The organism is Streptomyces bungoensis (assembly GCF_001514215.1).
Lineage (GTDB): Bacteria > Actinomycetota > Actinomycetes > Streptomycetales > Streptomycetaceae > Streptomyces > Streptomyces bungoensis.
On sequence record NZ_KQ948851.1, the window covers coordinates 37329 to 57382 of the forward strand.

Consider the following 20054-nt stretch of genomic DNA (forward strand, 5'->3'; position numbering starts at 1 on the left):
TAGTATCGCGGCAACTTGCAGGTGCCACAGACTTACTGCCGTGGCACTTGTGCATTTTTGCGAAGCTGGGGGCGCCTGATGCGAGACAACCTCTTCCGGATGCGTACCACCTGGGTCGACAGCCTCACGGCTCGGGTCTGTCGCGAGCTGGGGCCCGACCCGAGCCGTTACGACATGTTCCCCTCATGGGTCGCAGACGAGCCGCCGGCGCTCGCCGCCCTGCTGGCCCGCATCGCTGCGGAAGACATCACGGGCAGCTCTCCGCAGGCCATCAGTGACCACCTGCGATCGAGCGCTCTTGTCGATTCCAGGGTGCCCGGTCCCGTGGTTGTGAGAGACCTCGTCATGCCTGTTCTGCGCACGGTTCGAAAGCGAGGTGTTCCGTGGGAACGGTGGTGGGACGTCTCCGGGTTCCATGTGCTACTGATCGAGTTGTGGGCTGGACGCCGACTTGCGACCCAATCCACGGAGACGGTACGCGAGGAACTGACGAGCGTTTGGCGCCTCCCGAACCAGGCCCTGGAAACCTTCCTCCGCAACGCGGCAGATCCCTACGTCTCATTGCCGCCGGACCTCCTTCACGAATCAGCCACCGGAAGGGCGAGTGTGTGTCTGCAAGCCCTTGTCTCCGGTGGCTGGATCAAGATCAATCGGACGGAAGACGTCCTGCGAGCCAGACCGGGGCTGACTGACAGACCTGATCTCGCGGAGGTCGCGAAGCGCCTGCATCGCCGCATGGATCTGGAGAACACAGTAGACCGCGTCAGGGACCATTCGGTGGAATTCCTCGCAGGGCTGCGTGAAGATCTTGAGACATGGGACGCCCAGATGGTCGAGGTCATGTCTCACCTGACGGCATATGAACTCGCATTGCTGACGTCCGAGACGGGGGACGATCAATATGCAGAAGAGTGCCTCGTGGAAGGAAAGGGTTTTTATAAAGCCCCTCTGTTGGGTGACGATGCGCTCTTGTGGGAACCGAAGCAGAGCGATTTGAGCGCTTCGGTACCCGACTGGATGGTCGAAGAAATCGTCACTTGTGGGACCCGCTTTTTTCATACACGGGTGGGTCCTCACCCAGTCTGGCTGGCCACGGCTGAGACGGGCTCTCATCTGGCATCCGTGCGAGCGTTGATGCAGACGGGAGCGCGATACGGGTTCGAAGTCGAGGACTACGGCGACGACATCAAGATTTGGTTGCAGTTTCCCCTACCTCCCGGCGACCCGGGCCCTCCGATGCGTGCTCCATACATCTACTCCCTCGCCTGGGTGGAACATGCCTGGGAACTTCTGCATCTTGCGACCGTCGGATACACCCGCCTCGGCGTCGTCCGGCTGGTGGGCGACGGTGAAGTGAGGGCTGTGGGCAGCATCTGGCTAGGACTACCGGCAGAGTTGCTCGTCCGGTGCAAGGACGCCGCGATCGCGGCGCTCCGTCGACTGATTGGCGACGAGACACAGAACATAAAGCAGAGGATGGCACTCGAAGGCGTTGACCAGGCCGCTGAGGCGGCCTTCCAGAGCTGTGAGAACGCGAAGAGCGAAGATATTCAGGACGAACTTGCTCTCGCCTCCGACACCACTGAGTTCCGACACTTCATGTCCGCCGCGCGCCGCCTCGCCGGGACGCGTGCACGGCAGGCCTTGCGCCTGCTAGATGGAGAAGGCGTGCATGAGGCCAACGTGGAGTTGAAGGACGCTGTTGAAGAGCGGCAGCGCACTCTGGAACTCCTCAGGGCAACCGCGGGCCGAGGGAGGGTGCAAACGGGTTTCATTGGTGAAGCCGACATGCCTCTGCTGGATGAACGCACGGTTTTCATACACCTGATCAACCGGTTTGGGACGCTCCAGCTCGCCGCATGCAGGACTCGTGCGGGCCGCGCGCACTTCGATCTGGTTTCATGTGAGGAATTTCCTCTCGGGTATTTCCCTGAGGTCGTAAGAGGATGGGCAATGCTACCTCAGGATGCTCCCGAACGTTTGTGGTATCGCTTCCTGGGGCAAGCCCTCGCTGAATGCACCGAAATAGCTGAGGCGATCGCCGGCATGGTCGCGCGTCATGATTTTAGTCGGTTGATGCTCAGTCCCGCTGATCCGCTCGAACTACTACCGCTCCATGCCGCGACGCTTCATGCCCCGCGAACCGTGACACTGAGCGACCTTTTCGATCACGTGGTTTACGCTCCCACAGCTCGTCTCGCGACGGCCATCGAAAGGTCCCAGCGGCAGCCAGCCGCGGTCGAGGTCCTTGTGGTGGCACACAGCGGTGATGGCGTGCCCGGCTTCGAGTCGATCGGCGGACCGCTCTGCGAGGCTGACCTGATCGCTGACATCCACGACCATGCGGAGGTCCTCGCGCAAGAGGAGGCGACCCCCGACCGTGCTCTGGAGGCGATGTCCAGGGCGCGGATCGTCCATGTGGCGTCGCACGGCCTGACACACCTCAACCGCTGGGCTGCTGGACTCGTGCTGCAAGGCAGTTCGCTGGGAGCGGCCACGTTGACCACGAGCAGAATCCTCGCCGAAGGTACCTTCAGCAGCGTCGACCTGGTCATCCTGAACGCTTGCAGAACGGGCACGCACGAAGGGACCGGTCGTACCGTGCAGACCCTGCGCAGTCTCGAGTCCGCGTTCCTGGCCCGCGGAGCGAAGGCGGTCGTCTCCACACTGTGGGAGATCACGGATCTGCAAGGCGTCGTCTTCTCTGCCGTGCTCCATGCCTATCTCGGAGCCGGTGTCGACCCTCACACCGCTTTCACCGACACCGCTCGATACCTCCGGGCGGGGCAGTGGCAATGGTTCCTCCAGGGAGGGCCATTGCTCTCCGCCGAGTCGGCCATCGACTCGGTGCTTCCGGACTGGCGAAGCCACATGGATCAACAGGCCGCCGAGAACCCGCTGTTCTGGGCTGCTTTCAAGATCACCGGTACGATGTGAGTCATCTTCCTAGCTCAAGTCCCGTCGGCTCTCGGCCAGGCACCTCTGCCACAGCGCGTACGAGCGCCGTGCCTCGCGAAGTGACTCTCCGGCGAACCGCTCGTCGGCGAACCCTGCCTCGGCGGCCTGTTCGACCACGGTCACCAGGTGCGTGGCCACGCGTGTGTTGCGGATCACGCCCAAACTGCCCATCCGGCGTGTGTTCTTCCTCCTCGGCTACAGCCTCGACCTGGGCGGCTGGCGGGACGGAGACGTGGACGTCGCCGGGTACGACGAACTGCTGCCCGCCATTGCCCACGCCGTCGAGCGGCAGACGGACCGCGCGCTGCGGCAAGGGCTTCTGCAGGGCTACCGAAGCACCGAGGCCACGGCGTTCGTCGTCCGTGGCCGGGTTCGCGAGGCGGACCAGATCCGGCGCCGGTTCGGTGCCCCGTTGCCCGCCGAGATCGCGTACGACGAATTCACCACGGATATCGCGGAGAACCGCATTCTGCGCGCCGCGGTGGAACGCCTCCTACGCCTGCCTGGCGTGCCCGGAGCCGTACGGACACGTCTTGCCCACCAGCGGGCCAGGCTCGCGGAGGTCACCCCACTCGTGAGGGGGAAGCCGCTCCCCGGATGGCAGCCGAGCCGTCTCAACGCCCGGTATCACCACGCTCTCCGCCTGGCGGGACTCGTACTGGACAACGCATCCGCCGAGCATCTGCCGGGTGGGGTACGGATGAACGGCTTCCTGTTCGACATGAACACGGTCTTCGAGGACTTCGTCTGCGTCGCGCTCCGGGAGGCCCTGAGCGCGTACGGTGGGCACGCCGCGCTGCAGGCCAGGAACGTCTATCTGGATGAAGCCGGGGTCATCCGCATGCGACCGGACCTCGTCTGGTACGACGATTCGGGAGCCCCACTGGTCGTGGCCGACGCCAAGTACAAGCTGGGTAAGCCGCACGGCTATCCCGATGCAGACCTGTACCAAATGCTGGCCTATTCCATTTCTCTGGGCGTCAAGGACGGCCATCTGGTGTACGCCAAGGGCAACGCACCGCACCCGGGCCACTTGGTGCGGCACTCAGGGATAGCGCTGCACCAACACGCACTAAATCTCGACCGGCCCTCATCGACGCTCATCAGAGAGATCCACGCTCTGGCCGCACGCATGGTGCGGCTTCGACTGGGCTGAGCTTCTGGGTCACAGCACGATTCCAGTGGTTGCCAGTGCGCACGTTGCGCCCCGCATGGCAACCCGCAAGGGCCGCTGCCGCAGTCCGTCGCCCCGCGCTCCCGCCGTCTCACGAGACCCCGGAGAACCACCCACTCGTTCCCGCGCGTCCTTCCTTACGGTGTCACCAACGACGGCCAGGGAGGAAGCGTGCAGCAGCCGAGGACGGTGCTCGCCGAGCGCATCGCCGAGCGGAGAAGGGGAGGCGACGACCCCCGCGCCCTGGTCGGCGAGATGCGCCGTTCGGTCCTTCTGGTGCCGGTGGCCGGCGGCGGGTTGTGGTCGGTGCGGGCGGGCGGGGTGCGGTGGGTCTGCGGGTTCACCGACGAGGCCGCCCTGGCCCGGTTCGCCCTCCACCAGGCCCCCGGTGACCAGCCGTTGGACTACGCGGCCCTGCTGGGCGCACGCATAGTCGACGAGCTCGTGCCCGCCCTGGGCGAGCCCGCCGGGCTCGCCGTCGACATCGCCACCGAGGACGGGGCGATGTTCTTCCCGCCGGTCGCCGGCATCGTCCCCGACGCGGTCGCCGTCGACGCCGGCCCGGCGGGGGAGGTGCGGTCGTGAGCGGCGACGGCAAGGACCTCCGGCTGGACAAGGAGTCCGTCGCCAAGTTCACCCAGGGCCTGGGTGCGACCATCGACCAGCTCGGCGACCTCGGTGGCGCCACCGGTTCCGTCATGGGCAAGGGCTTCTCGGAGCTGGCGATGACGGGGATGGAGGCCGGACACCACGGCCTCTCGGTCGACTTCGAGGACTTCTGCGAGTCCTGGGAGTGGGGCGTGCGCGCCCTGGTGCGGGACGCCAGCGAGATCGCGAACCGGCTCGGCCTGGCGGCCGGCACCCTGTGGGAGGAGGACCAGTACGTCGCGGGCTCGCTGAAGGTGGGCGCCAACTCCGTGTTCGGCGGCAACCCCCACGCCAGCGAGGAGGAGATCGCCAAGCAGGGCTGGGGCGACATCTTCACCCCGGACTACCTGCACCCCGACTACAGCGCCGAGTCGTTCGACAAGGCAGGGCACGACATGGCGCAGACCTGGAAGGACACCGGCCGCAGCGTCCTCACCGAAGGCCAGGGCGGCCGGCAGTCGGAGTTGCTCAACAAGGCGTTCGGGATCTCCGACGACCAGTGGAACCAGGCGCTGGACGACACCTTCGGGCCGTCGCCGGAGGAACGCGCGCAGCAGCAACAGCAGGGTGAGTCCGGGGGGAACTGACGGTGGGCATCGGCGACTTCATCAGCGACATCACGCCCGACTCGGTCGAGGACAAGATCGAGCACGGCGTCGAGTGGGTGGGCGACCGGGTCGAGGACGCGGGCAACTGGACCGCCGACCGGTTGCAGGACGTCGGCTGGGACTCCGGCGCCGACTGGGTGCGCCAGCAGTCCCGTTCGCTCGCCAACCGGCTGGGCGCCGAGGTCGACGAGATGGACCTCGGGCAGACCGAGGACAAGACCAAGCTGATCTACGGCAGCCCGAGCAAGATCAACGCCGTGGCCGCGAAGCTCCGCGCCTTCGAGTCGTCGTTCAACGAGACCGGCGACGGTCTCAGGGGCCTCGACACCTCCCGGCTCAAGGGCGAGGCGGCCGACGCGCTGCGCACCACCGTCGGCAAGCAGCCGCACCGCTGGTACACGGCGGGTGAGGCCTGCGTCAAGGCGATCAGCGCGCTGGAGTCGTTCGCCGACACGGTCACCTGGGCCCAGGGCCAGGCGCAGACGGCGATCGACAAGTGGAAGGCGGGCGTCAAGGCGTCCGAGGACGCCGCCGACGCCCACCGCAAGAAGGTCGACGACTACAACAAGGCCGTCGACCACTACAACGCCCAGCCCGCCGACAAGCGGAACCCGTCCTCGCTCCCGCCGCGCCCCGCCGAGACGTTCGACGACCCCGGCAAGAAGCTGATGAAGGACGCGCAGGACATCCTGGCCGAGGCCCGCAAGCAGCGGAACTCGGCCGCGGAGACCGCGCGCTCCGCGGTGCGCGCCGCCCGCGCCATGGCCCCGAAGAAGCCGTCCTACGCCGAGCAGTTGCGCGACGGCTACGGCGAACTGCAGATCATGCAGGACCACGTGGCCGGGGGCCTGATCAAGGGCACCGCCGGGATCGTGAACTTCGTCCGCAGCGTCGACCCCATGGACCCGTACAACCTCACGCACCCGGCCGAGTACGCCACGTCCCTCAACAGCCTGGCCGCCGGCCTCGTCGTGGCCGCCAACGACCCCGTCGGCACCGGCACTCAGATGGTCAAGGACTTCATGAAGGACCCGGCCGAGGGGTTCGGCCGGCTGATCCCCGACATTGTGCTGACCGTGGCCACCGACGGCGGCGGCGCGGCGGTGAAGGGCGTGCGCATCGCCGAGGACGCCTCCGAGGCCTCGAAGGTGCGCAGGCTCGTCGACGACGTCGAGGACGGGACCCACAGGCGCCCGGACGGGGAGCGCCTCACCGACGGCTCCGACCCGGTGGACCTCGCCACCGGCCGGATGTTCCTGCCCCAGACCGACGTGGAGATCCCCGGAATCCTGCCGCTGCTTTTCACCCGGCGCACCGAGTCCGGCCTGACCGCCGGCCGCTTCCTGGGGCCGTCGTGGACGTCCACGGTGGACGAGCGGCTGGAGATCGACGCCGTCGGCGTCGTCCACGTCACCGCCGACGGCCTCCTGGTCACCTACCCGCACCCGGTCCCCGGCGACCCCACCCGGCCGCGGCCGGACACGACCACGACGCGCATGCTGCTCGCCCGGGACACCGACGGCGACTACACGCTGACCGACCCCGACTCGGGCGTGGTCCGCCGCTTCACGGCCCCGGTGGGCGCCGAACCGGGAGGCGACGGCACCGCCTGGCTGTCCGGCATCAGCGACCGGGGCGGCCACACCGTCACCGTCGACCGGGCGGACGACGGACTGCCGCTCGCCCTCGTCCACTCCGCGGGCCACCAGGTACGACTGGCCACCGCCGACGGCCGGGTGACCGCGCTCCTCCTCACGGGCGCCGGGGAGGACGGCGCGGACCTGCCGCTGATCGGCTACGGCTACGAGAACGGCGACCTCACCACCGTCACCCGCCCGTCCGGCGCCGTCACCGCCTTCGACTACGACGAACGCCACCGCGTCATCGCCTGGACCGACTCCAACAACCGCCGCTACGACTACGTCTACGACGACCGGGACCGGGTCGTCGCCGAGGGCGGCGAGGCCGGCCACGTCCAGATCACCCTGGCGTACACCGACCCCGACCCCGAGACCGGCCACCGCACCACCACGCTCACCACCGCCGACGGCCGGGCCACCCGGCACCTGATCGGCTCGCACTGCCGGATCCTGGCCACCACGGACGCGCTCGGCCACACCACCCGCTTCCGCCACGACGCGCACGGCAACCTGCTGTCCCGCACCGACCCGCTCGGCGCCACGCACGCCTTCACCTACGACGACGAGGGCCGGCTGGTGTCGGCCGTCCGCCCGGACGGCTCCGAACTGCGCGTCGTACGCGGCCCGTTCGGGCTGCCGACGGAGGTCGTCGGGCCGGACGGCGCCCGTACCGCGTACACCTACGACGAGCGCGGCAACCGTACGACGTACACCGACCCGGCCGGACACACCACCCGCATCACCTACGACGACGCGGGCCGCCCCACCTCGGTCACCGACGCCCTCGGCAACACCACCCGCGTGACGTGCGACGCGGCGGGGCGGACCGTGGCCGTGACCGACCCGTCCGGCGCCACCACCCGCACCGAGCGGGACGGGCTCGGCCGCCCGGTCCGGGTGACCGGCCCCACGGGCGGTGTCACCCGCCTGGAGTGGAACGCGGACGGCCTGCTCGCCCGCCGCACCGGCCCGGACGGCGCGAGCGAGTCGTGGACCTACGACGGCGAGGGCAACTGCACGGCCCACACCGACGCCGCCGGAGGCGTCACGGCCTACGAGTACACCCACTTCGACCTCCCGCTCGCCACCACCCGGCCCGACGGCGCCCGGTACGCGTTCGAGCACGACGCCGACCTGCGCCTCACCCGGGTCACCGGCCCGCAGGGCCTGAGCTGGACGTACGAGTACGACGCGGTCGGCAACACCGTCTGCGAGACCGACTTCGACGGACGCACCCTGACCTACCGCGTGGACGCCGCCGGCCGCCTCACCGCCCGGACCGACGCCCTCGGCGGCACCGTCTCCTTCGAGCGCGACGCACTCGGCCGGGTGCTCGCCAAGACCGTCGACGGCAGGGTGACGACGTACGCGTACGACCGGGCGGGCCGCCTCCTGGAGGCGGTCGGACCGGACGGCGAGCTGCGCTACCAGTACGACCGCCGCGGGCTGGTCAAGACGGAGCTGGTGGACGGCCGCCCGATGCTCTATTCCTACGACGACCTGGGCCGGCGCGTCCGCCGGGCCACCCCCACCGGCCACGTCACCACCTACGCCTACGACTCCGACGGACTCCCCGCACGGCTGACCACCGGCGGCCGGCCGGTCGACTTCACCCACGACGCCGCCGGTCGCGAACTGGCCCGCGCCTTCGGTGACGCGCTCACCGTGACGTCGGCCTGGGACGAGGCCGGCCGGCTCGCCGCGCAGCACATCACCGCCGGGGCCGACGCCGTCAACAGCCGCGCCTACGCCTACCGCGCCGACGGGCACCTGCTCTCGATCGCGGACCGGCTCTCCGGGACCCGCACGTTCGACCTGGACCCGCTGGGCCGGGTCACCGCCGTCCACGCCCCGGGCTGGACGGAGCGGTACGCGTACGACGACGCCGGCAACCAGACGTCCGCCTCCTGGCCCGACCGCCATCCCGGCACCGAGGCGGTCGGCCCCCGGTCGTACGACGGCACCCGTGTCACCCGCGCCGGGGGCGTCCGCTTCGAGCACGACGCCCTCGGCCGCGTCACCCTGCGCCAGAAGACCCGCCTGTCCCGCAAGCCGGACACCTGGCGCTACGAGTGGGACACGGAGAACCGGCTCACCTCCGTCACCACCCCCGACGGGACCCGGTGGCGCTACCGCTACGACCCGCTGGGCCGCCGCACCGCCAAGCAGCGCCTCGCGGCCGACGGCGAGAGCGTGGCCGAGGAGGTCCGCTTCACCTGGGACGGGCTCACCCTCTGCGAGCAGACCAGCCACCGCCCGGACCTCCCGCACACGGTCGCCCTCAGCTGGGACCACCGGGACGTCGTCCCCTTCGCCCAGACCGAGCGCATCCTGACGGCCGACAGCCGGCAGCAGGAGATCGACCGGCGGTTCTTCGCCATCGCCACCGACCTGATCGGCACCCCCACCGAACTCGTCGACGAGGCGGGCGGCATCGCCTGGCGCAGCCGCAGCACCCTCTGGGGTACCACCGCCTGGGCCAGGGACAGCGACGCCTACACCCCGCTCCGCTTCCCCGGCCAGTACTACGACCCCGAGACCGGCCTCCACTACAACCTCTTCCGCCACTACGACCCCGAGACCGGCCGCTACACCTCCCCGGACCCACTGGGCCTCGCCCCCGCGCCCAATCCCCTCGGCTACGTGGACAACCCGTACACCGGGTGCGACCCGCTGGGGCTGATGCCCAAGTACACGAAGGAGGAGAAGGCCCAACAGGCCAGGGAAAAGGCCGTCCAGACCGCGGACGACGTCGTCCAAAGGGCTCAGGGCAACCGGATGAAGAAGGCCGGCAACTACCACGCGGACTCCATGCACGGCTTCAGCGACGAACGGGTCCTGGACATCCTCAAGAGCCCGGACGCGGTGTACCACTCGACGGCGGGCAGCGGAAGGTTGATCTTCCGGCAGGGGGAGGACATCGTGGTGGCGGAAGGCGGCGGCGCCGGGGCAGGCAACGTCATCACGGCATACGGCCCGTCCGGCATCAGGGGCGACTCCGGCGTGAGGGCGCTCGGCGGCTTGCCGACCGATCCCGGCGGGCCGATTACCCATGCAGACGTGGTGGAGGGCAGGATTCCGGCGAAGAACGGCTACATGGCTCCCGCAGAGCAGATTCGATGAAACGGCTTCCCCACATGAGACTCACCCTTGACAGCGACTGGACTGCGACGGTGACGGACGCTCCGCTGCGCTCCACCCCGCGCTTCGACTTCCCGGGCCAATGCGTGCGCATCGCGGAGTACGCCGACGTAGAGGAGTGGCAGCGGTTTCTCGGGGAGACCTTCGGCAGCCAGGAGTGGCTGTGGGACGCTCCGGACGAACTCCGCTTCGACCAGGCCGGCCGGCAACTGGTCGGCGCCGGCTTCCGGCTGCCCTATGAGTGCGCTGCAGCCGAGGACGCCGCCCGCGTTCCGGTCACGCCCCCCGTCCGCCCGGGCGGCCTGCGCGCGGAGGAGGTCCGGGACTTCCGCCTGGAGGTGGCCACGGAGCTCTGCCGCGCCCCCGGAGACACCGTACTGACCTGCCTGCTCGACGTCGACGTCCTCGGCGAGCCGCTGGAGGCCCGCGTCGGCATCGCCCCGGACGTGGCGCTCCTCGTCCAGCACGGCACCGTCGTCGGCTGGAGCCTCACCGATCCCGTTCGGTACCTGACCACTGGCTTCGCTGCTCCCGACCCAGCCCCGCCGTCCCCGGCCACAGGGCCGCTGTTCACCGAGTGCCTGGACCTGGTCACCGAGCCGCTGCTCTCCGAGGTGAAGAACCGGGACCCGGCCGCCCTCGCCCGCCTGCGGGCCGCCGATGAGGCCCTGCGCGCCCAGCGCGAGGACCGGCACCGCGCCGACGCCCTCCTCTCGCTCATCGGCGACTTGATGGAGGACTACGGGAATCGGTGACCCAGGAGCCGATCAGATGAGGCACGAATGACGATGAGACTGGCTTTCGACGGCGGTTGGCGCGCGACGGTCACGGACGATCCGCTGCGCATCAGCCCCCGTTTCACGGGCGGCTGCGTGGACGTCGTGCGGTACGCGGACGTGAAAGAGCGTGAGCGGTTCCTCGCGGAGACCTACGGCAGCCAAGATTGGTTGTGGGACGCGCCCGACGTCCTGCGGTTCGACCCGGTCGGACGGGAGCTGGTCGGGGCCGAGCTCCGGATCCCGTACGCCTCCGCGTCCGCCGAGACGTCCGTCCGTGCTCCGGTCCTGCCCCGGGTGCGCCCGGGCGGGCTCCGGGCGGACGAGGTCCGGGACTTCCGGCACGAGATGTGCTCGGTGCTGTGCCGCGCGCCCGGGGACGCCGTGCTGACCTGCCTGCGCGACCTCGACGTCCTCGACGAGCCCGTGGAGGCCTGTGTCGGCATCGCCCCCGACATGGCGCTCCTGGTTCAGGACTCCACCGTCGTCGGCTGGAGCCTCACCGACCCCGCACGGTATCTGACCACCGCGTACGCCGACCCCGATCCGAGCCCTCCGTCGGCTGCGACCCGCCGGATGCTGACCGAGTGCCTGGACCTGCTGACCGCGCCGGTGGTCGACGACCTGGTGGACGGCGAGCCGGCCGCCGTGGCCCGCCTGCGGGCGGCCGACGAGGCCCTGCGTGCCCAGCGCGAGGACCGGAGCCGCGCCGACGCCCTCCTCTCGCTCATCGGCACCCTGGTGGACGACTACGGGACGGGGTGACCTCGCGGCCGCGGCGGGCTTGAACGTGTCTTGGCCCAGCCGCAGGACTGGGAAGCGGTCGCACGGCAATGAGGACGTCGTGACACGCATCGCAATCGTCGTCCTGACCCTCGCCGCAGGCGTCCTGGCCTCCCTGGCCACCGCCTGGATCTCCCCCTGGTGGGCGTTCGCCGCCGTGCCGGTCGTCCTGCTGGGCCTGCTGGGCGCCTGGGACCTGCTGCAACGCCGGCACTCGGTGCTGCGCAACTACCCCGTCCTCGGCCATGCCCGCTTCCTCATGGAGCGCATACGCCCGGAGCTGCAGCAGTACTTCATCGAGCGCAACTACGACGGCCGCCCCTTCGACCGCGACGTGCGCAGCATCGTCTACGAGCGCGCCAAGGGCACCGACGCGGAGGAGCCGTTCGGCACCGAACGGGACGTGTACCGGCCCGGTCACGAGTTCCTCGTTCCGTCGATGGCGCCGTGCCCGGTGCCCGAGTCACCGCCGCGCGTGCGGATCGGCGGTCCCGACTGCAGTCGTCCCTACGACATGGCCCTGCTGAACGTGTCGGCCATGAGCTTCGGCTCGCTGTCGGCCAACGCGGTCCTGGCGCTCAACGGCGGCGCGGCGGCCGGGAACTTCGCCCACGACACCGGTGAGGGCGGGCTGTCGGAGTACCACCTGCGCCCCGGCGGCGACCTCGTGTGGGAGATCGGCACCGGGTACTTCGGCTGCCGCACCGACCAAGGCGACTTCGACGCCGCCGAGTTCGCCGACAAGGCCGCGCACGACCACGTCAAGTGCGTGTCCCTGAAGCTGTCGCAGGGCGCCAAGCCCGGCATCGGCGGCGTCCTGCCGGGGGCCAAGGTGAACGCCGAGATCGCCCGGGTCCGGGACGTGCCCCAGGGGCGCACGGTCGTCTCCCCGCCGTACCACCGGGTGTTCTCCACCCCGCGCGAACTCGTGCGCTTCATCGCCCGCATGCGCGAGCTGTCCGGTGGCAAGCCGACCGGATTCAAGCTGTGCGTGGGCTCACGACGGCAGTTCCTGGCCGTGTGCAAGGCCATGCTGGAGGAGGGGACGGCACCCGACTTCATCGTGGTGGACGGCGCCGAGGGCGGGACCGGCGCCGCGCCGCTGGAGTTCGCCGACCACGTGGGCACCCCGCTCACCGAGGGCCTGCTCACCGTGCACAACGCGCTCGTCGGCGCGGGCCTGCGCGACCGGGTCAGGATCGGGGCGAGCGGCAAGATCGCCACCGGCACCGACCTCGTCAAGCGCATGGTGCAGGGCGCCGACTACGGCAACGCCGCGCGGGCGATGATGTTCGCCGTCGGCTGCATCCAGGCGCAGAGGTGCCACACCAACACCTGCCCCACCGGCGTCACGACGCAGGACCCGCGCCGGGCCCGCGCCCTGGACGTGCGCGACAAGGCGCCGCGCGTCCAGCGCTTCCAGGAGGCGACCGTGGCCAGCGCCCTGCAGATCATGGCGTCCATGGGCGTCACCGACCCCGCGCAACTGCGCCCCCACATGCTCCGCCGGCGCATCGACCCCGTCACCGAACACTCCTACGAGGAGCTCTACGAGTGGCTCGAGCCGGGGCAGTTGCTCGACGGGCCACCGGAATCCTGGGCGGCCGACTGGAAGGCCGCCGACCCCGACCGTTTCACCGTGTGACCTGGAGGACCCCCGTGCCCCGTACCGTTGCCCAAGTCATCGTGGACGCGCTGAGCGAACTCGGCGTGCGCCAGGTGTTCGGCGTCGTCGGAGACGCCCTCAACCCCCTGACGGACGCCATCCGCACCACCGAGGACCTGGAGTGGGTGGGCTGCCGGCACGAGGAGGCGGCCGCCTTCGCCGCGAGCGCCCAGTCGCAGCTCACCGGCACCCTCGGCGTGTGCATGGGCACCGTCGGACCCGGCTCCGTCCACCTCCTCAACGGACTGTACGACGCGGCCAAGAGCCACGCCCCGGTCCTGGCGATCGCCGGCCAGGTGCCGCTCGCCGAACTCGGCAGCGACTACTTCCAGGAGGTCGACAACGACGCCCTCTTCAGCGACGTGGCCGTCTTCCGGGCGACCGTCACCTCGCCGGACCAGCTGCCGCAGATGCTGGAGACGGCGGTGCGCCACGCCCTGGGCCGCAAGGGCGTCGCCGTGCTCACCGTGCCGGGCGACCTGGGCGAGCGGGAGCTGACCGCCGACCGCCCCGCCCGGTTCTCCCTGAACGCGCCGGTGAGCCGGCCGGACGAATCGGCCGTCCGCCGCGCCGCGGACCTCCTCGACCGCTCCGAGCGCGTCACCCTCCTCGTCGGCGAGGGGGCCAGGGCCGCCCGCCAGGACGTCCTCGCCCTCGCCGACCGCCTGGCCGCGCCCATGGTGCTCACGCTGAAGGCCAAGGCCGGCTTCGAGGGCGACGCCAACCCCTTCCAGGTCGGCCAGACGGGCCTGATCGGCAACCCCGCGGCGGCGGCCGCCCTCCAGGACGCGGACACCCTCCTGCTGCTCGGCACGGACTTCCCCTACCGGGACTGGTATCCCGAGGGCCGGACGGTGATCCAGGTGGACACCGAGGCCACCCACATCGGGCGCCGCGTCCCGGTCGAGGTCGGGCTGGTGGGGGACACCGGCGCCACCGTACGCGACCTCCTGGAGCACCTCGCCGCGGCGCCCGCCGGGTCCGACGGCGCACGCGACCGCTCGCACCTGGACAAGGCGCGTGACCGCTTCGACCGGTGGCGCACCGGGCAGGCCCGGCTCGCCGACCCCGCGCACGACAAGGGTGTGGTCGGCCGCATCCGCTCGGCGCTGGACAATCGCGCGCACGACATCCGCCCGGAGGTCCTGGCCGCGGCCGTCGACCGGGTCGCGGCGGAGGACGCCGTCTTCACCTCCGACACGGGCATGGCCACGGTGTGGCTGTCGCGCTTCGTCGAGATGCGCGGCGAGCGACGCCTGATCGGCTCCTACAACCTGGGCTCCATGGCCAACGCCATGCCCCAGGCGCTGGGCGCCCAGTCCCTGGACCGCGACCGGCAGGTCGTCGCCTTCTGCGGCGACGGCGGGCTCAGCATGCTCCTCGGCGACCTCATGACGCTGAAGACGTACCGGCTGCCCGTCAAGCTCGTCGTCTTCGACAACCGCCGGCTGGGCATGGTCAAACTCGAACAGGAGCAGGCCGGCCTGCCCGAGTTCGGCACGGTGCTCGACAACCCCGACTTCGCCGCCGTGGCCGAGGCCATGGGCATCACCGGTATCCGCGTGACGGACCCGGCCGACGTGGAGAGCGCCGTGCGCCGCGCCTTCCGCACCCCGGGCCCGGTGCTGCTCGACGTCCTCACCAACCCGGACGAGATCGCCGTGCCGGCGAAGCCGACCGTGGAGCAGGGCTGGGGGTTCGCGGTGGCCAAGGTGAAGGAGGTCGTCCGGAGCCACGGGGAGCCGAGCGGGGACTGACGGCCTTCCCTGCCGTCAGCCGCTGGGGTGCCGCGCCGCCGCCGGGCCCGCGTCCTCGGTGGCGGCCAGGGACGCGAGCAGGCGCAGCCCCTCCTCCGAGGGGGAGCCGGGCTCGGCGGTGTAGACGGTCATGGTGAGTCCGGGTTCGGCGGCCAGGTCCAGGGACTCGTAGGCGAGGGTGAGGTCGCCGACCGCGGGATGGCGGAACCGCTTGGTCCCCGTGCCGTGGCGGCGGACGTTGTGGGCGCCCCAGCGGGTGCGGAAGTCCCCGCTGCGGGTCGACAGCTCCCCGACGAGGTCGTGCAGGCCCTTGTCGTGGGGGTCACGGCCGGCCTCGCGGCGCAGGATGGCCACCGCCATGTCGGCGAACAGGTCCCAGTCGGGGTAGAACCGGCGGGCGGCCGGGTCGAGGAACTGGAAGCGGGCCAGGTTGCGCTGGTTGTCGGGGTTGGCCAGGAGATCGGCGTAGAAGGCGCGGGCGAGCGGGTTGGCGGCCAGGATGTCCGTGCGGCCGTTGGCCACGACCGCGGGCCCCGCCGTGATCGCGTCGAGGGTCCACTGCAGGCTGCGGTGCGGGGTCCACTGCCGGGCGGGGGTGCGGCGCCGGGGGCGGGTGAGGGCGTCGGAGCCGTCGGCGGCCTGCGCCAGGTGCAGCAGGTGGGCGCGTTCGGCGTCGTCCAGCAGCAGCGCCCGGGCGACGGCCTCCAGGACGGCCGGGGAGACGCCCGCCAGGTTGCCCCGCTCGAGTTTCGCGTAGTACTCGACGCTCATGTCGGCCAGCGCGGCGACCTCGCTCCTGCGCAGCCCCGGCACCCGCCGCCGGGATCCGGCGGGCAGGTCGACCTGCTCGGGGGTGATCTTCGCTCGCCGCGAGGTGAGGAACTCGCGGACCTCCTCACGGTTGTCCATGCCTTCGACCGTACGGCCTGTCCGGCGGGGGAGGGGTGTACTGCCGGTACACCTCTCACTGGTATCTCGCTGGCCGCTGCCAGGAGCGGTTACCTGGAGAACAGGAACTTTCCGAGCGGCCGCCGCACCGAGGGGTACCCGGCCGGTCGGCGCGCGAAGGACAACGGCGCCCTCGACGCGACCCCACCTGCGCCGGCACGCGGCCCCAGCGGCCGGCGGGCGGGCCCCCGGGCCCCGCTCACCCAACGAACGTAAGGACTTCCCCCCATGCGCGGAGCAGTGATCCACGCCCCCGGCGACGTGCGCTTCGAGACCCTGGACGACCCCAAGATCCTGAACCCGACCGACGCCGTCATCCGCACGGCCGTCACCTGTGTCTGCGGCTCCGACCTGTGGCCCTGGCGCGGCCTGGACGCGACCGACGAGGCCCACCCCATGGGTCACGAGTACGTCGGTTTCGTCGAGGAGGTCGGCAGCGAGGTCACCGCGGTCAGGCCCGGCCAGTTCGTCGTCGGCTCGTTCGCGACCTCGGACAACACCTGCGCCAACTGCCGCAACGGCTTCCAGTCCAACTGCCTGAACCGCGAGTTCATGAGCACCTGCCAGGCCGAGTACGTCCGCATCCCCAACGCCCAGGGCACCCTGGTCGCCACCGACGACGTGCCGGGCGAGGAGTTCTGGCCCGGCCTGCTGGCCGTCTCCGACGTGATGGGCACCGGCTGGTACGCCGCCGACGCCGCCGAGGTGAAGCCCGGCTCCACCGCCGTGGTCGTCGGCGACGGCGCGGTCGGCCTGTGCGCGGTGATCGCCGCGAAGGAGAGGGGCGCGGAGCGGATCATCGCCATGAGCCGTCACGAGTCCCGCCAGAAGCTCGCCCGCGAGTTCGGCGCCACCGACATCGTCACCGAGCGAGGTGAGGACGGCATCGCCCGGATCAAGGAGATGACCGGTGGCATCGGCGCGGACTCCGTCCTGGAGTGCGTCGGCACCGAGCAGTCCATGCAGCAGGCCCTGCGCTCCACGCGGCCCGGCGGCAACGTCGGCTTCGTCGGCGTCCCGCACGAGGTCGCCGTCGACGGCCAGGAGCTGTTCTTCTCGCACGTCGGGCTGCGCGGCGGCCCCGCGCCCGTGCGCCGCTACTTGCCCGACCTGATCGACCGCGTCCTGTCGGGGCGGATCGACCCGGGCAAGGTCTTCGACCTCACCCTCCCCCTGGAGCAGGTCGCCGAGGGCTACAAGGCGATGGACGAGCGCCGCGCCGTCAAGGCCCTGCTCAAGCCCTGATCCCCTGCCCACCTGCCCACCTGACCACCCGACCACCCGACCCCGTGACCCCCTGGGCCGCGGTCCCACCGGAACAGGCCGTCGGCCGTCGGTCTCGCCATCCCGTGAGCCGGCGGCCCCACCGGGGGTGCCCACCACCCGGTGACGCTCACACTGAAGGACACGACCTTGCAGATCACCCGCAGCTCGATCGACACCGTCAAGGGCCCCGCCGACTGGTTCACCGGTGACGTCTACATCGACCCCGTCGCCGCCGCGCCCGAGCCCTCCCGGGTCAGCGCCGCCCTGGTGCACTTCATGCCCGGCGCGCGCACCCACTGGCACCGCCACCCGCTCGGCCAGACCGTCTTCGTCACCGAAGGGGTCGGCCTGTGCCAGCGCCGGGGCGGACCGGTCGAGATCATCCGGCCCGGCGACCGGGTGCTGTTCGAGGCCGGCGAGGAGCACTGGCACGGCGCCGCGCCGAACCGGCTGATGGTCCACCTGGCCATCAACGAGGGCGACGCCGACCACGACGTCGTGCACTGGCTGACCCCGGTCACCGACGAGGAGTACGCCGCCGCGCCGGCCACCGGCTGACCGCCCCCTCGCCCGATCCGCCCGTGCGGTGAGCGTGCCGGTCACCCGGTGGCCGGGGGACCGGCCGGGGTGATCGCCCGGGTGACGGCGGAGACTCCCGGGCCCGGCCGGCCGGGAAGGCGTGCCAGGAGGATGCGGCGGACCTCGGGGGGCGCTCCGTCCACGCGCAGCAGCGTCACGCCGTGCGGCAGCACCGTCCTCATGCGGGCCGGGACGGTCGTCACGCCGGAACCGGCGGCGACGAGCTGGAGTTTCGTCAGCCAGTCGCTCGTGGTGTGGACGATCCTGGGCCGCCCGGGCAGGCCGGGCCAGACGCCGAGCAGGGGTTCGGTGCTCGACGACGGGCTGGTGATCCAGGGAGCGTCGACGAGCTCGTCGACGTGCACCGCCGTCCGGCCGGAGAACGAGCCGGTCGTCCGCGCTGCCACGAGCAGTTCCGTGTCCTCGACCGTCTCGATGTGCAGCCGGGGGGATTCGCCGTCCGACGGCCGGTGCGGCGGGCGGGACGTCAGCACGGCCATGTCGATCGAGCCCGCCCGCAGGGCTCGCAGCAGGCGGGGCGTGGTGCCCTCCCGCGTCGTGACCGTGACGTGCGGGGCGGCCGCCGCCAGCCGCGTGAGCAGACCGGGCAGGATCACCGCCCCGGCGCTGGGGAACGTGCCGAGCCGCACCGGTTCCGCCCGGGAGGCGGAGCCGGTGAGCTCCTGCTCGGCCGCCTCGACGGAGTCCAGGATGGCGCGGGCGTGCCGCAGCAGGGTCAGTCCGGCGGGCGTGAGCCGCACCCCGTCGAAACGGCGCTCGAACAGGGCGGTGCCCGCGCTGCGTTCGAGGGCGGCCGCCTGGCGTGAGATCGCCGACTGGGTGTAGCCGAGCCGGGAGGCCGCCGCGGTGAAGCTCCCGGACTCGGCGACCTGCCGCAGAACCCGGAGGGCGGCACTGGAGAAGTCCATGCGCAGTACGCATACCACACATGCGAGATCGTCGCTTGGCGCATGGCCCCGGCGCTCCTAGCCTCGAACACAGGCGATCAAGGAGGCCGCAGATGCGAGCAGCTGTCCTGTCACGGTTCGGAGCACCGCTCACCGTTCAGGAGGTACCCGACCCCCGGGCGGGCGGCGGTGAGGTGCTGGTCGAGATCCTCGCGGCGAGCGTCCCCCCGTACGCCGACGAGGTCTTCGGCGGCCGGCGGAACTATCCGCTCGAACCCCCCGTGGTCCCGGGCCCCGGCGGCGTCGGACGGGTCCTCCACGCCGGCCCGGACGCCACCCGGCTGCGCGCCGGCGACCTGGTGTGGTGCGACTGCACCGTCCGCTCCCGCGATGACGCGCTGACGCCCGACATCACCCTGCAGGGCTGGAGCTCCCGCGGCGAGGGCGGTGCCAGGCTCGCCCGGCACCTGCACGACGGCGCGTTCGCCGAACGCATGCGCGTCCCCACCGAGAACGTCCACCCGCTGCCCGCGCGGGCGGAGGACGACCCGGCCCGCTGGGCCTCGCTCGGCACGTACGTCATCCCCTACGGCGGACTGCTGGCGGGCGGGCTCCAGGCGGGCGAGACGCTGCTCGTCAGCGGGGCCACCGGGAACCTCGGCAGTGCCGCGGTCGCCGTGGCACTCGCCATGGGGGCCGCTCGCGTCGTCGCACCGGGCCGCAACCGCGCCGCACTCGACCTCCTCGCCGACCGGTTCGGCCCGCGCCTGCGCCCCGTCGAACTGACCGGCGACGAGGACACCGACCGCGGCGCCCTGTCCGCCGCCGCAGACGGCCCGGTCGACATGGTGATCGACCTGCTCCCGCCCGCCGCCCCCGCCTCCGTGGCACGCGCCGCGGCCATGACCGTCCGCGAGTACGGCCGCGTCGTCCTCATGGGCGGCGTCGGCATGCTCGGCGGCGCGGACCTGGCCCTCCCGTACCCGTGGCTCATGCGCAACTCGGTCACCGTGCGGGGGCAGTGGATGTACCCGCGCCCGGCGAACACCGGCATGATCCGGCTCATCGCGTCGGGCGCGCTCGACCTCGCTCCCGAACAGGTTCGGACGTTCACCCTCGACGCCGTGAACGAGGCTGTGGCGTACGCCGCCGCACACGGCGGGCCGTTCGAGAGGACCGTTCTCGTCCCGCCCACCGGCTGA

15 protein-coding genes are annotated in these 20054 nt (G+C 71.1%); 12 read left to right on the forward strand and 3 right to left on the reverse strand.

What is annotated here, in order from left to right; translation table 11 throughout:
• The first annotated feature begins 99 nt into the window (after positions 1-99).
• The gene (locus AQJ66_RS00095) at positions 100-2937 is read left to right on the forward strand and encodes a CHAT domain-containing protein (RefSeq protein ID WP_159052510.1); all 2838 of its coding nucleotides are present in this window, start codon (positions 100-102) and stop codon (positions 2935-2937) included.
• 9 nt (positions 2938-2946) lie between these two features.
• Here the strand turns inward: AQJ66_RS00095 and AQJ66_RS38705 are convergent, their stop codons facing one another.
• Positions 2947-3114 (reverse strand): hypothetical protein, encoded by a 168-nt coding sequence (locus AQJ66_RS38705; RefSeq protein WP_167359132.1) that lies wholly within the window; start codon positions 3112-3114, stop codon positions 2947-2949.
• A 22-nt stretch (positions 3115-3136) separates the two neighbouring features.
• Between AQJ66_RS38705 and AQJ66_RS00100 the strand changes: the two genes are divergently transcribed.
• The 8 genes from AQJ66_RS00100 to AQJ66_RS00135 all read left to right on the forward strand — a co-directional run bounded on the left by AQJ66_RS00100 (position 3137) and on the right by AQJ66_RS00135 (position 15151).
• Positions 3137-4114 (forward strand): McrC family protein, encoded by a 978-nt coding sequence (locus AQJ66_RS00100; RefSeq protein ID WP_341849394.1) that lies wholly within the window; start codon positions 3137-3139, stop codon positions 4112-4114.
• A 189-nt stretch (positions 4115-4303) separates the two neighbouring features.
• Positions 4304-4717, forward strand: a complete 414-nt coding sequence (locus AQJ66_RS00105; protein WP_208611250.1) for an SseB family protein — start codon at positions 4304-4306, stop codon at positions 4715-4717.
• Positions 4714-5367 carry a hypothetical protein gene (locus AQJ66_RS00110; RefSeq protein WP_061914472.1) on the forward strand — a complete coding sequence of 218 codons (654 nt, stop codon included), beginning with the start codon at positions 4714-4716 and terminating at the stop codon, positions 5365-5367. The genes AQJ66_RS00105 and AQJ66_RS00110 overlap by 4 nt, the downstream gene beginning before the upstream one ends.
• Positions 5368-5369: 2 nt before the next feature.
• A complete protein-coding gene (locus AQJ66_RS00115) occupies positions 5370-10151 on the forward strand; it encodes a putative T7SS-secreted protein (protein WP_061914475.1) in 4782 nt (1593 codons plus the stop codon).
• 14 nt (positions 10152-10165) lie between these two features.
• Positions 10166-10924 (forward strand): hypothetical protein, encoded by a 759-nt coding sequence (locus AQJ66_RS00120; RefSeq protein WP_061914478.1) that lies wholly within the window; start codon positions 10166-10168, stop codon positions 10922-10924.
• A gap of 27 nt (positions 10925-10951) precedes the next feature.
• Complete coding sequence (locus AQJ66_RS00125) at positions 10952-11710, forward strand: hypothetical protein (protein WP_244162696.1); 759 nt, start codon at positions 10952-10954, stop codon at positions 11708-11710.
• A gap of 79 nt (positions 11711-11789) precedes the next feature.
• The gene (locus AQJ66_RS00130; protein WP_061914482.1) at positions 11790-13373 is read left to right on the forward strand and encodes an FMN-binding glutamate synthase family protein; all 1584 of its coding nucleotides are present in this window, start codon (positions 11790-11792) and stop codon (positions 13371-13373) included.
• 14 nt (positions 13374-13387) lie between these two features.
• Positions 13388-15151, forward strand: a complete 1764-nt coding sequence (locus tag AQJ66_RS00135) for a thiamine pyrophosphate-dependent enzyme (RefSeq protein ID WP_061914485.1) — start codon at positions 13388-13390, stop codon at positions 15149-15151.
• A 15-nt stretch (positions 15152-15166) separates the two neighbouring features.
• On the opposite strand, the gene AQJ66_RS00140 is transcribed toward AQJ66_RS00135, so the two are convergent.
• Positions 15167-16060 carry a helix-turn-helix transcriptional regulator gene (locus AQJ66_RS00140; protein ID WP_061914488.1) on the reverse strand — a complete coding sequence of 298 codons (894 nt, stop codon included), beginning with the start codon at positions 16058-16060 and terminating at the stop codon, positions 15167-15169.
• 267 nt (positions 16061-16327) lie between these two features.
• Here AQJ66_RS00140 and AQJ66_RS00145 point away from each other — a divergent pair, with 267 nt between their 5' ends.
• Together AQJ66_RS00145 and AQJ66_RS00150 are read left to right on the forward strand one after the other, a co-directional pair.
• Positions 16328-17344, forward strand: a complete 1017-nt coding sequence (locus AQJ66_RS00145; protein ID WP_061914491.1) for a zinc-dependent alcohol dehydrogenase family protein — start codon at positions 16328-16330, stop codon at positions 17342-17344.
• Positions 17345-17512: 168 nt separating this feature from the next.
• The gene (locus AQJ66_RS00150) at positions 17513-17923 is read left to right on the forward strand and encodes a (R)-mandelonitrile lyase (protein ID WP_061916530.1); all 411 of its coding nucleotides are present in this window, start codon (positions 17513-17515) and stop codon (positions 17921-17923) included.
• Between the two features lie 41 nt (positions 17924-17964).
• Here the strand turns inward: AQJ66_RS00150 and AQJ66_RS00155 are convergent, their stop codons facing one another.
• The gene (locus AQJ66_RS00155) at positions 17965-18873 is read right to left on the reverse strand and encodes a LysR family transcriptional regulator (protein WP_061914494.1); all 909 of its coding nucleotides are present in this window, start codon (positions 18871-18873) and stop codon (positions 17965-17967) included.
• 92 nt (positions 18874-18965) lie between these two features.
• On the opposite strand from AQJ66_RS00155, the gene AQJ66_RS00160 reads away from it, so the two are divergent.
• Complete coding sequence (locus AQJ66_RS00160; RefSeq protein WP_079059993.1) at positions 18966-20054, forward strand: alcohol dehydrogenase catalytic domain-containing protein; 1089 nt, start codon at positions 18966-18968, stop codon at positions 20052-20054.

What these genes read in the sequence shown, in the direction of transcription:
- AQJ66_RS00095 (WP_159052510.1), top strand. Translation starts at nt 100, where the DNA reads ATGCGTACCACCTGGGTCGACAGCCTCACGGCTCGGGTCTGTCGCGAG.
- AQJ66_RS00120 (WP_061914478.1), top strand. Translation starts at nt 10,166, where the DNA reads ATGAGACTCACCCTTGACAGCGACTGGACTGCGACGGTGACGGACGCT.
- AQJ66_RS00125 (WP_244162696.1), top strand. Translation starts at nt 10,952, where the DNA reads ATGACGATGAGACTGGCTTTCGACGGCGGTTGGCGCGCGACGGTCACG.
- AQJ66_RS00140 (WP_061914488.1), bottom strand. Translation starts at nt 16,060, where the DNA reads ATGGACAACCGTGAGGAGGTCCGCGAGTTCCTCACCTCGCGGCGAGCG.
- AQJ66_RS00145 (WP_061914491.1), top strand. Translation starts at nt 16,328, where the DNA reads ATGCGCGGAGCAGTGATCCACGCCCCCGGCGACGTGCGCTTCGAGACC.
- AQJ66_RS00155 (WP_061914494.1), bottom strand. Translation starts at nt 18,873, where the DNA reads ATGGACTTCTCCAGTGCCGCCCTCCGGGTTCTGCGGCAGGTCGCCGAG.
- AQJ66_RS00160 (WP_079059993.1), top strand. Translation starts at nt 18,966, where the DNA reads ATGCGAGCAGCTGTCCTGTCACGGTTCGGAGCACCGCTCACCGTTCAG.